Annotated in this window: 8 protein-coding genes and 3 pseudogenes; 2 read left to right on the plus strand and 9 right to left on the minus strand. The window is 63.9% G+C overall.

Annotation, left to right across the window (positions count from 1 at the left end):
* Positions 1–610: 610 nt before the first annotated feature.
* From RMCN_RS31915 to RMCN_RS26825, 3 genes are all read right to left on the minus strand, one after another.
* Positions 611–1,093, minus strand: coding sequence for a hemophore-related protein (locus RMCN_RS31915; RefSeq protein WP_067395762.1), 483 nt, complete (start codon positions 1,091–1,093; stop codon positions 611–613).
* Positions 1,094–2,100: 1,007 nt separating this feature from the next.
* The gene (locus tag RMCN_RS31150; protein ID WP_165604485.1) at positions 2,101–2,265 is read right to left on the minus strand and encodes a hypothetical protein; all 165 of its coding nucleotides are present in this window, start codon (positions 2,263–2,265) and stop codon (positions 2,101–2,103) included.
* Positions 2,266–2,276: 11 nt separating this feature from the next.
* The gene (locus RMCN_RS26825; protein WP_067395765.1) at positions 2,277–4,505 is read right to left on the minus strand and encodes a heavy metal translocating P-type ATPase; all 2,229 of its coding nucleotides are present in this window, start codon (positions 4,503–4,505) and stop codon (positions 2,277–2,279) included.
* A 351-nt stretch (positions 4,506–4,856) separates the two neighbouring features.
* On the opposite strand from RMCN_RS26825, the pseudogene RMCN_RS32150 reads away from it, so the two are divergent.
* A pseudogene (locus tag RMCN_RS32150) lies at positions 4,857–5,048 on the plus strand (transposase); the annotation flags it as partial.
* A 189-nt stretch (positions 5,049–5,237) separates the two neighbouring features.
* Here RMCN_RS32150 and RMCN_RS26835 read toward each other — a convergent pair.
* The 4 genes and pseudogenes from RMCN_RS26835 to RMCN_RS26845 all read right to left on the minus strand — a co-directional run bounded on the left by RMCN_RS26835 (position 5,238) and on the right by RMCN_RS26845 (position 7,399).
* On the minus strand, positions 5,238–6,221 hold the full coding sequence (locus tag RMCN_RS26835; protein ID WP_067395775.1) for an Acg family FMN-binding oxidoreductase: 984 nt from the start codon (positions 6,219–6,221) through the stop codon (positions 5,238–5,240).
* Between the two features lie 166 nt (positions 6,222–6,387).
* The gene (locus RMCN_RS32155; RefSeq protein ID WP_372516307.1) at positions 6,388–6,564 is read right to left on the minus strand and encodes an alpha/beta-hydrolase family protein; all 177 of its coding nucleotides are present in this window, start codon (positions 6,562–6,564) and stop codon (positions 6,388–6,390) included.
* A pseudogene (locus RMCN_RS32160) lies at positions 6,558–6,855 on the minus strand (alpha/beta-hydrolase family protein). Before RMCN_RS32160 ends, RMCN_RS32155 begins: the two are co-directional and overlap by 7 nt.
* A gap of 310 nt (positions 6,856–7,165) precedes the next feature.
* Positions 7,166–7,399 carry a DUF2933 domain-containing protein gene (locus RMCN_RS26845; protein ID WP_067395772.1) on the minus strand — a complete coding sequence of 78 codons (234 nt, stop codon included), beginning with the start codon at positions 7,397–7,399 and terminating at the stop codon, positions 7,166–7,168.
* A 1,294-nt stretch (positions 7,400–8,693) separates the two neighbouring features.
* Here RMCN_RS26845 and RMCN_RS26850 point away from each other — a divergent pair.
* Positions 8,694–8,894, plus strand: a pseudogene (locus tag RMCN_RS26850) (transposase); the annotation flags it as partial.
* A gap of 260 nt (positions 8,895–9,154) precedes the next feature.
* Here RMCN_RS26850 and RMCN_RS26855 read toward each other — a convergent pair.
* On the minus strand, positions 9,155–11,617 hold the full coding sequence (locus tag RMCN_RS26855) for a phosphoketolase family protein (protein WP_084377786.1): 2,463 nt from the start codon (positions 11,615–11,617) through the stop codon (positions 9,155–9,157).
* Between the two features lie 57 nt (positions 11,618–11,674).
* Complete coding sequence (locus tag RMCN_RS31155; RefSeq protein ID WP_165604486.1) at positions 11,675–11,833, minus strand: hypothetical protein; 159 nt, start codon at positions 11,831–11,833, stop codon at positions 11,675–11,677.
* Positions 11,834–11,938: the final 105 nt, after the last annotated feature.

Below are 11,938 nucleotides of genomic sequence, written 5' to 3' on the forward strand. Positions count from 1 at the left end.
TTCGATGCCATGTCGTCGTTGATTCTTCCTGCCCGAACACTCGGGCAACAGAGTCCCACAACGACTGGACCACCACGAGGGGCTCACCTCACTCCTATGGTGAGGCCGGTTGGCATCGAGATTCGCCGCCAGATGCCGACGGGTCAGCCCTGGCTAACCGGCCCGGCGCCGCGTCGGCCGACAAACTGTCCACACGCTGTCCGTCTCCGCATACTACTAAATAGCTTAGTAGTATGCGGAGCGTCTACTGAGTCGCTTAGTAGAATTGTCGGCCCTTTGGTAAAGGCCGGGTGCCGAGCACTCCGGGTTCAACAGCGACGCCTTCTACGGCCGCGATCGGGCAATGCCGTATTCATGCCGTTGCTGGTCGCCGGCCCTGAGGAAGCGATGCTTCTGCCATGAGCGACCGCGGTGCTGACCGCACTAAAACTAGCGCCGGTCGTCAGGCGCAGCCGGCGACGCGCTAGCGGCTCAAGTATGCCCGCGCTCGCCCATACTCGCCGGTGAGCAGAGAGCCACCCACCGAAGACGAGTTTGCGCTCAGAGGTTGTGACGCCACGTCGCACCACTGTCATTTCCCGCGTAGTCATTAAGCGACGAGCGCCAAGACTCACTGCCCAGGCATCGCTCCAGGCGCCATCTGCCCGGGCCCCATGCCGCCGGGACCCATCTGTCCGGGCGCCATACCACCGGGCCCCATGCCGTCGGGCATCATCCCTGGGCCCATGGGCAAGCCGCATCTCGCACTCAGATCCTTAACCGGTTGATGGATGTTCTGAAAGGCAGCAGCCACGTCTGGGTGATTCTCGGTGAACGCTTGAATCACGCCGTGCCGCTCCTGGGGTGTGGCCTTGCTTCTGGCATCGACAAACACCTGTTGAACGTCGGGGCGGGAGTCGAGATAGTCAGCCATTCGAGTCATCGCTGCAGCGTGCGCGCGCATCACGGCGGCCGGAGAACACGGATCCGGCGGCGGTGGCTGCGCAACCGCAGCTCCGGCTGCTACCGACGCTACGATGCACGACGCCGCAACAGCGGTAGTCGCCCCACCCAGACGCCGTCTTACCCATCTGTATTGCAGAACCTCATTCATTTCATGTCTCCTCTCGATTGCTACTCCCCGACTACCGCCCGTTGCCGCGCAAACGCGCGTGTGTGCTATGCCCGTGCACGAACCGAACCAAAGGAGTTCGCACTAGCCATTGCTCCGAAGTGCAGTCACGTATTAATCGCCGACGGACATATAGGCTGGACGCGGCATCTGCCGCCGGAGGGCTCGGACCGGTGACTCGCCGGCTCTGCGCTAGCTTCATCAGCCTCTCCTTGTCGAGCCTGTTACTTCACTCCCTGCACTACCGAAGTGACTCTGCTATATGAGAATTGACGATAGCGTGTGACGCTGTCAAGGTTCTGCGAAAGAGGTGATTCGAGCATCTTCGTTCGCGGCTGATACTCCCTCCCTTGGCTCGGTAAAGCTCTACACGGTCGCTCGAGGAGCTTGCCACAGTAACAGTTAGCTCCCTTTGCGGCGACGCACACCGCACGCCGAACGCGAGCAAAGCGGCCGCAATTTCCTTGTAGGCCAACGTCCTTGCCCAGTCGGTCAGCTTCTCCACCTCAACCCATCCTGGAGGAAGTGCGTCCCGACGTTGCCATGCTCAATCTCAACTGAACATTCCGCTCAGCGCATCACTGCCACTAGATAGACGTTGCAAGCTATATGTAGTTGGTCAATACTAAGATGATCCGTGTGCGGACTGTGCACACTGCAGTAGCGACTCGTCACGCACAAACACCCAAAGTTGGGCAAGCGAGCCGCCCATAATTGAAGCACCGTCGCGGTGACCGTCTCCGCAAGTCGGCACAGCATTCCGTCCGCAGGGCCGCCGATGGGCAGGCGCTCGAATGGCTCAGCGAAGTCGACCGCCGAATTGGATGCGCGACAACGGTGCTTGTGCTGACGAAACTAGAAGTGAGAATCTGCCTTACCAGACGGCGTGGGAAGTAGGGCAGGTTCGCTGGTAGGCCACGCTTGCAGAGTCCGGTGCCCGCCCTGCCTGCGATGCAGCACGTTCCGGTGTGGGTGCCGGCCAACACCGTTCACCCCGCGTCGACGTGCAGCAGCGGCGGCGCCAATGCTGTACGCGGGCCGACGCGACCGCGATCGATGTCGGGCATCGCAATCGGTGCCCGCGGCGGCGGGGCGGTTCCGCAGGCCGCCAGCATCAACACCGCGACAGCGACGACAGCGCCGCGTTCGGCCACGAAAGGATCTTCTAGGCATCGATACTGACTGATGCACCTCTGTCGGTGCGGATGTGGCGAGTGGCTTGTCGGGTCCGGGCCAAGTGGGCGGGGTCCAGATCAAGGCGGCGCAACAGCTGGGCGTTGAGCGCGACGACGATCGTCGAGACCGACATGAGCACCGCCGCCGCGGCAGGCGGCAGCACCACCCCGATCGGGGCGAGTACACCGGCGGCCAACGGTACGGCGATGATGTTGTATCCGGTCGCCCACACCAGGTTCTGCCACATCTTGCGGTAGCTGGCGTGGGACAGTTCGATGATCGACAGCACTGCGCGCGGGTCGTTGGCTGCCAGCACCACCCCCGCGGATTCGATTGCGACATCGGTACCGGCGCCGATGGCCACGCCGACGTCGGCGCGGGCCAACGCCGGTGCGTCGTTGACGCCGTCGCCGACCATCGCCACCCGGTGCCCACGCTTTTGCAGTTCGGCGACCTTGGCGTCCTTGTGTTCGGGCAGCACCTCGGCGAACACCTCATCGATGCCCAGATCCGTGGCAACCGCATCGGCGACCTGTTGGGCATCGCCGGTGATCAGCGCCACCTTGACGTTTCGGGCGTGCAACGCGTCGATCGCCTGACGCGATTCCTCCCGGACGGCGTCTTCGAGTGCCACCGCGCCCAGCACCTGGTTATCGCGGACGATATGCAGCACCGAGGCGCCGCGCTGCACCCAACCGCGGGTCACTGCGCTGACATCATCGGGGACCGACAGTCGCAGGTCGGCCAGCATGGCCGGGCCACCGACCGAAACGTCGGTGCCGTCGACGCTGGCGCGCACCCCCCGGCCGGGCAGGGACCGGAAGTCGTTAGCGACAACCCGCTCACTGGACGGCATCCGTGATTGGGCCGCGGCCACGATGGCCCGGGCGACCGGATGCTCACTGTCGGACTCGACCGCGGCGGCCAGCGCGAGCAGCTGCTCTTCACTGATCCCGGCGGTGGCAACGGTGCCGGTGACCTGATGTCGCCCCTCGGTCAAGGTGCCGGTCTTGTCGAAAAGCACCACATCCACCGTGCGCATCCGTTCCAGCGCCAGCCGATCCTTGACCAGCACCCCGGCGCGTGCGGCGCGTTCAGTGGAGATTGCGATGACTAGCGGAATCGCCAGCCCGAGGGCATGTGGACACGCGATGACCAGGACGGTGACCGTGCGGGTCACCGCATAGTCGAGGTTGCCCAACAACGTCCACACCGCGAAGGTGATCACACCGGTGACGGCGGCGAAATAGAACAGAAACGCGGCGGCCTTGTCGGCGAGTGCCTGCGCCCGCGAAGAGGAAGCCTGCGCGGCGGCGACCATACGCTGGATACCGGCCAGGGCGGTGTCATCGCCGACCGCGGTGATCTGCACCCGCAGAGCGCTGTCGGTGGCCACGGTGCCGGCCACCACGGTATCGCCGACCTGGCGGGTCACCGGCTTGGACTCGCCGGTGATCATCGACTCGTCAACCTCGGCGCGGCCGTCGGTGACTGCGCCGTCGGCTGGCACCCGGGCGCCGGCACGCACCAGCACCACATCGCCTAGCTCCAGCTCTGAGAGAGGGACCTCGCGGACTCCGTCGTCGGTGACCTTCTCGGCGGTGTCGGGCAACATCGCCGCCAGTGCGTCCAGTGCCCCCGATGCTGAACCCAGGGCCCGCATCTCCAGCCAATGCCCCAGCAGCATGATGACGATCAGCAACGCCAGTTCCCACCAGAAATCCAGGTTGAAACCCCCGATCCCCAGAGTGGTGACCCACGAGGCGACGAACGCGACGCTGATCGCCATCGCGATCAGCAGCATCATCCCGGGACGGCGCGATTTCACCTCGGCCCAGCCGCCGGTGAGAAACGGCATGCCACCATAGACAAAGATCACCGTGCCCAGAATCGGGGCGATCCATGTCATGCCCGGAAAGTCCGGCCGGGTGTAGCCGAACAGTTCGGCGATCATGTGGCTGAACACCACCACCGGTACCGACAGAACCAGGCTGAACCAGAACCGGCGGCGAAACATCTCCCCGTGCGCGCCATGGCCGGCATGTCGATCATGACCGTCATGTCCGGCCTGGGGATCCTGTCCGATGTAAGCCAGATGCTCTCCGTGCCCAGCGTGGGGATCTTCGGCGCTGGGCGCTGGGCTCTGCGCCTGGGGGGCGTGCTCGTGTCTGGCGGATCCCGGATGTGGGCCGACGTGTCCCTTCTCTGGGTTGGACATCACAGCTCCTGACAGCAAGTAGGTGGGATGAAACTAATGCAGGTATTCACCGGTCAACCCTGCGCGCTTGGTTGAATCGGTACTCTCAACGTCTACTGACCGCCATAGTACGATAGCGTCCCATTACTCGAATCTTTCGGGACGTCGCCGGATTGCGTCCGGTTGTGGCATCATCGGCAGCTCAAGTCGATGGCGTAATGGTCCGCGCCGGCGCTCGAAAAATTAAGGCGCACGCGATCCGTGTAGAGCCGATCATGGTCGCGGGCATTGGCGTTTCATGGACGCGGAATCCGGGTTCCGTCATGCACGTAGTGGACAACCGATAACCAGCTCTAGATAACACTACCGGCCTTCGGCAAGAACGAGATCTGGCTCGATCTCGCCGCCCTGGCCTACGAGCTGCTGACCTGGACCCAATTGCTGGCCTGGCCCGCCCCCCGCAGCTGGGAACCCAAACGATTACGCTTGCGGCTGCTGAGCGTGGCCGGGTGGATCATCATCACCGGCCGCCGCCACATCCTGCGCCTGAGCCGACGATGGCCTGCTGATCAACGGACTACGAAACCTCGCCGCGCTCAACTGAATTCACCACCGGCAACCCCACCACCAAGGACACAGGAGAATCAGCGACACCGCGCCGAGGACCACCAACGCCCAGTCCACCGCACCCGACACAACCGACCCCACCCCCCAGCAAACTGAGCCCTTCACCAAAGATCGAGGCTAGGGAGGCTAGGGGCCGATTTCGAGCACGTCGGTTAGCGGCCGCCGCGGTGTGGGAGGTGGCGGCGGATCGGTTGGCGGCGCGGTGCCGATTCGGATCAACACCTGCGGCTCGGCGGTTCGTCTGGTGAGGCGGCGCACGATTTCGCGGCTGGCGGCCGCTTCGATCATGTGTGTCAGGGTGCAGGTGCCCAGATCGGCCATGGTGGCCTCCAGCAGCACGGCGGAGAGCACTTCGCCGCAGACCAGCACGGAGTCGCGGCTGTCATCGTAGGTGGACAACACCAGAATCTTGGCGTCATCGCGATCGATGTCGGCGCGCCGGTTGGTCTCGCCGCGGACAGGAAAGGCCCGCCCCACATCCACCCGAGCCGATTCAGCGCCGGAGACCAACGCGGTCGGCGGGATGCCCTGTGTGGATGGCGGTTGTGTTGTCCACCATGCTAATTCGGCGTGGTAGGACGCATCGTAGCGTCGCAACTGCTCGGTGAGCCGCGACGCGTGTGCCAATTGGGAGCGGGCATCCGCGTCGAGGACGTCCAGATGCGTGCCGTTGCCGATGACCGTTGCGCGCAACACGGTTTCAAACGCCTCCCAGCTCGCGGGGACCGCGAACGCAAGCCGATCGGTGCGCCGGTGGGCGATGGCCGCCGCGCGGCCGCGTTGGGCATCGGTGACGAACACCGCACGCGCGAACTCAACTGTTGCCAGGTGATCGCGATCGTTCGGGTTGGGGAAGCGCTCGGTGAGGCTGTCCCAGCCCGCCGCGGCCATGGCCACCCGTAAATGATCCAACACGGCACCACAACTGAGCAGCACCTCCTTCCCGGTGTGGTCGCTGCCGTGACCGATACGGGTGGGATCCGCATGCAGATCAAGCACCCCGTCGTGTAGCACCCATCGCCAGGGTTGACTGTTATGCAGCGACGGCGCCCGCACCGCCAACTCCAGCGCATGCTGGATCACGTCCAACGCCACCATGTGTTCGTTCACGGCCACTCCCGAATCCTTCGCGCCTGTCCCCCACACTCAAGACTGCAGGCCGCTGGGGCGTCAATGCAGCGGTACTAGGACACGGAATCGAGGGTAGAAGGCCCCTTTTCAATCCGCGGGGAGTTCGTCAAAACCGCTGGGCCCCGACGGTGCCATGTCGGCTGGGCTATTGGGGCGTCTGGATCATCGCGCGTAGGCGCTCGGTTTTGTCGGCGGTCCATGCCGGTGGTCTGCAAGGCCAACGCCCAGGCGTCACAAGGTCTTTGACGTAGCGGTGGCCGTGGCCGTCGGGGACTCCGGTCGCCACGGCCATGTCCGCGGCGATCTGCAGGAATGTCACCACCGGAATCCACTGTAATTCATGCTCGCCAACGCGTCATTGCCGCGGTCCTCTTTGAGCCAATCCGGTTTGCGCAACGCCAGATCGGGATCCCACCAGGCGATGGGATCGGAGGGGTGCTGCAGATAGACGATGCGCGGGTGGTCCCACCCAGCGTCGGCCGGAAAACATCGCCCCATCCGTGCGGGCGATGAGGTTGTTCAGCGACGAGAACGCCGCCTCGGCGCCGAAGGACCCCAGGCTTTCCCCGAACACCACGAGATTGGGCCGCTGCCCGTCGGGCAGCGTGCGCACCCGCGCGGAGATCGCTTCGAACAGGGCCTCACCGGCGTTCGGTGCGACGGTGCGCCCCGATGGCGGTTCGGTGCGCGGCGCCGAAACGTTTGACGCATCGGCTTTGAGGCGACGGATTGGATTGGGTCCGCAACGCCCTTACCGTCAGTGGCGTGGCTGGCGCGTGCACCAGGCGATCCCGCGGTAGCGTCCATGCGCGCCGAAAACGGCGACAACCATGCTTCCCTCGTCACGGTTGATCACCATGTCTTCTGACTTGCCGGTTGCATCGGCCATCGCGCTGCCGTCCGATCCGCGGTGTCTTTGGTGGTTATGGCCGCCCGGCGGAGTCGCGATGATCGTGGGTGTCGGTGGACTCACGATCGGAACCATGGCCATGGCCATGGCCGCCGCCCATTCCGCCCATCATGAACATCATCATCACCGGGCATGCCAGCAAGAGCAGGGCCAGCAGGACAAGCGACGCCGGGGCGCCCAAGACCATCGCGGCCAACGCGACGGCGACGACCGCTGCGCCATACCAAAGAGCGCGCTGAGTCTTCATCGGGGATCCTTTCATCGGTGCTACAGTGCCGATTTTGCACTACCCACCGGGACGCGCCAACAGCACAACGTCCACTACAGGCGGGCCAATTGGGCTCTATCGCAACCGACCAAAGTCCCCGGCTGTGCCCGACGGGGCGCAATGCCGGCGCATGCCGGCCAGCGACATTCGCCCCTCGCCTAATACTGTTTGAATTGGCAGCGATGGCGACACCGAAGCGCCGGCAACGATACATGCGGTGGGTGAGGACACTGCGAGGTGTACGCGGTACTTCGCTCCCCAGGCGGTGCCGCCGAGGCGGCTCGATAACATCCCACGCCTTCTCGCTGGGCCGTTCGCAGGCGATAATGAGCGCGGCATCCATGCGACATCACCGAAAGAGATATCGCGCCCCCGGAGATCATCGCTGAACGGGTTTCTCGCACTTATGCTCAAGCGACTGCAGCGACTGTTCTGTCGTGTTACGGCGACGTGCTGCGGCGGGCGAGGATGACCGCTGCGGCAATGACTAACCCGGCGAGCCAGGAGGCCAATCAACAGCGGGCCGATCTGGTCGAATTGTGCGGTGAGGCCGGTATCCAAGACCACCTTCGTCCAATCGTATCCGGGCAGCGCCCGCGCCCCTGGTGGCGGCGCAGGCCGAGGCATAGGGCTTTGGACGTTCGTCCCGGATCCGGCGGTGGTTTGCCGTGGTGGCGGTGAAATTCGCGTCCTCCCCCGTCCTACCCGACCCTCCGCGCCGTAGCGGTGAAAGCCGCTTCTGTGTCCGCATGTCCTTCAGGACGAAATTCATTGGCTTGATTCGGTTGTCGACCACAGCCGCAGAGACAACCTGACATTCTGCCCAACGTGAATCTGTCGACGACACCAGAGATGTGGCAGCGACGAACAGCCGACACTGTCGGTGACAGACACAACTGACCGGAGTTGGCGCAAACGTGTGCGGTCACCACTGGTTGTTTTCGGCGAGGCTATCGCCGCGGCCGCGGCCGCCATGATCGACCGCTTGGGGTCCACCGCGCCGAAGTGATCGCAACCAACGGAACACAAAGCTGCAGTTGACCGTTGCGCTGACTTCGGCGCAGGCCGTCCCCGGGTTGTATGTGCATCCTGATCACCGGCGTCGACGACGCCGGCCGCTTGTTCGGAGTGCGTTGGATGGCCGAGTAATTATGACCGCACATCGAGCATTCAATGTCGCATGGTTGGCGGTATCGGCTAAACACGCCCCAGCGGTGACCGCGGCGGTCAAGACGGTTTTCGCCCACACCGACCCCGCCGACGTCGCTGCCCCGAGGGCACGCGTGAAGTGTTGAGTACCGCGGTGGGTGACAGTGAGTCCTACGAGTTCTGGCGCGAGTTTTTGGCCTCGCTGCGCGCCCGCGGCCTGGCCGGGGTGCATCTGGTCATCTGCAATGCCCACGCCGGGCTGAAAGCCGCTGTGGCCCAACAGTTCACCGACTCATCATGGCAGCGCTGCCGGGTGCATTTCATGTGCATCTGCACACCGCGGGGTACCACGGCGCAAAAGCTTGGTAGCGTCCGAGCCCATTCGGTCTCAGCCTCGAAATCCAACCACCCCAGGGGGCTTACCCCCGCAACCAGCCAGGTCCAGGCGCCGGCGCCACGTTCACCCTCAGGTTGCCCATAGCCACCACGTCCACGCGACAGCTACCAACGCCGCCCCTGACAGCCACGTCAGGCCCGGCTTTAAATGAGTGAGGCCCCGGCCCCACCGACGAGTGTTCCACACTCTTACCCTGGCCAGGTCCATTCGGCGACGTCGGGAATGTCGGCGCCGTACTGCCGGGTCCATGTCCTCGCCCGAAGGCGAGCATCGGCCATTTCCTGGCGCAGCCCGGCGGCCCGGGTGCCTAGTGCGGGAACACGGTCGATGACATCGATGACCAAGTGGTACCGGTCCAGGTCGTTGAGCATCACCATGTCGAAGGGTGTTGTGGTGGTGCCTCTTTCCTTGTAACCGCGTACATGGAGGTTCTTGTGGTTGGTTCGGCTGTAGGTGAGTCGGTGAACCAGCCACGGATAGCCGTGGAAGGCGAAGATCACCGGACTGCTTTCGGTGAACAGGCTGTCGAATTCGTAGTCGGGCAGGCCGTGGGGATGTTTGTCTTCGGGCAGCAGTCGCATCAGGTCCACGACATTGACCACACGAACCCGCAAATCTGGGAGGCGGTCCCGGAGGATCGATGCGGCGGCAAGGGTTTCCAGTGTTGGGATGTCACCAGCGCAGGCGAGTACGACATCGGGCACGGTTCCCACAACATCGTTGTTGCCGGCCCACGACCAGGTCCCCGCCCCACGCGCGCAGTGCAGGGCCGCGTCGGTCGCCGACAGCCAATTGGCTTGTGGTTGTTTGCCCGCGACGACCACGTTGACGTAGTGCCGTGAGCGCAGGCAGTGGTCATAGGTCGAGAGCAAGGTGTTGGCGTCGGGGGGCAGGTAGACCCGCACGATCTCGGGTCTTTTGTTCATCACCACATCAAGGAAGCCTGGGTCCTGGTGAGTGAAACCGTTGTGGTCCTGCCGCCAAACATGTGATGACAGTAGGTAGTTGAGGCTGGCGATGGGGCGGCGCCATGGCACAGCCATGCTGGCTTGCAGCCACTTGGCGTGCTGGTTGTACATGGAGTCGACGATGTGGATGAACGCCTCATAGCAGGTGAAGACGCCGTGTCGGCCGGTCAGCAGGTACCCTTCCAGCAGCCCTTGGCACATGTGTTCGGACAGCACCTCGATCACTCGGCCGTGCGGATCGAGCCCTTCGTCGAACTCGCCGATATCGGCCTGCCAATTACGGCCGGTCACCTCCAGAATGTCCTGCAGCCGGTTGCTGGCCAATTCATCAGGCGCGAAGGTCAAAAAGTTCGAGCGATTCCAGTCGGTCACATCGCGAAGCCACCGGCCCAACACCCGGGTGGCCTCGTGCGAGGTGGCCCCCGGAGCCGAAACCTCGACACTGTACTCGCGCCAGTCGGGCAGCAGCAGATCGCGCAACTGAGTTCCGCCGTTGCTCACCGGATTGGCGCTCATTCGCCGATCACCGTCAGGCACCAGCTCCGACAGCGCGGCCACCGGGCGCCCAGCTTCGTCGAAAAGCTCCTCCGGACGGTACGACTGCAACCACTCTCGGAGCACCTCGCGGTGTCGGGTATCGGTGCGGGCGGCCGGCAGGGGCACCTGGTGGGAACGAAACGTACCCTCGACCTGCTGCCCGTCAACCATGGGCGGACATGTCCAGCCCTTCGGCGTGCGCAACACAATCATGGGCCAGCGCCGGTCGGAGGGCCGATCGGTATTCAACCGGGCCGACTCTTTGATCTGTGCGACCTGGTTCAGACAGGCATCCAGAGCCGCGGCCATCGCTTGATGCACCGCCGCGGGATCATCACCGCTGACCACATGTGGGTCATAGCCGTATCCGCGCAACAATTCCAACAGTCGAGATTCGGGCATACGGGCGAAGATGGTGGGGTTGGCGATTTTGTACTCGTTCAGCGCGAGAACCGGTATTACCGTGCCGTCGCGGACCGGATTCAAGAACGTGTGCGCGTGCCAACTGGTCGCCAGCGGCGCGGTTTCGGCTTCACCATCACCGACGACGCAAAAGACCGTCAAGTCAGGATTGTCCAGCGCTGCCCCGAACGCATGAAACAACGAATAACCCAACTCACCGCCCTCATGGATCGAACCCGGCGTCTCCGGCGCACAATGGCTCGGAACGCCCCCTGGATACGAGAATTGGGTGAAGAACGCCTTCATCCCGGCGAGATCCTGCGGGATGTGGCTGTAGAGCTCGGAATAGGTGCCTTCCAACCACGCGCACGCGTTGGGCCCCGGACCACCATGCCCGGGCCCGGCAACAAACAAGGCGCTCAGCTCACGGCGAATTATCTGCCTATTGGCGTGTGCCCACACCAAATTCAGTCCGGGCACGGTGCCGAAGTGACCGAGCAGACGTGGCTTGATGTGGTCGGGCTGCAGCGGCTCACGCGCCAGAGGATTGTCCAACAGATAGATCTGCCCTACCGACAGGTAGTTCGCCGCACGCCACCACGCATCGACCAGGTTCAGCTCATCGCGAGTCAGCGGTCCGTCAGCATCCCCCAGGGTGTAAGGCTGCGGTGCGATGGATTCCCCGGTGCTCGTGTCCACGTCGTCGGCCGACGTGTCCCCTCCCATACTCGCTAACTGCCCCATCTAAGGACCCTTCTCCTCGTTGTCATGATCAAGTCTGAGTTTGTCTCCGATGTCGGCTCAGCCATCACCCCTGATGTGCTGCGGCCGGGTCGTGATGCGCCCGGCAACGGCGACGATCGCCAGCGCGGTGACCACCGTCGCTGCACCCAGCAGTTCGGCCAAAGCCACCCTTTCCCCGACCACGACGACGCCCAGCGCCAAACCCACCACAGGCACCAGCAACGTCCATGATCCACCCCGGCGTGTCGGGAGAGTTCTTCCGTTGGGAAGGATGGGCACGTGGGTTCGAAGTCATCGAGGCGGTATCCGGAGGAATTGAAG

The organism is Mycolicibacterium novocastrense (assembly GCF_001570485.1).
Lineage (GTDB): Bacteria > Actinomycetota > Actinomycetes > Mycobacteriales > Mycobacteriaceae > Mycobacterium > Mycobacterium novocastrense.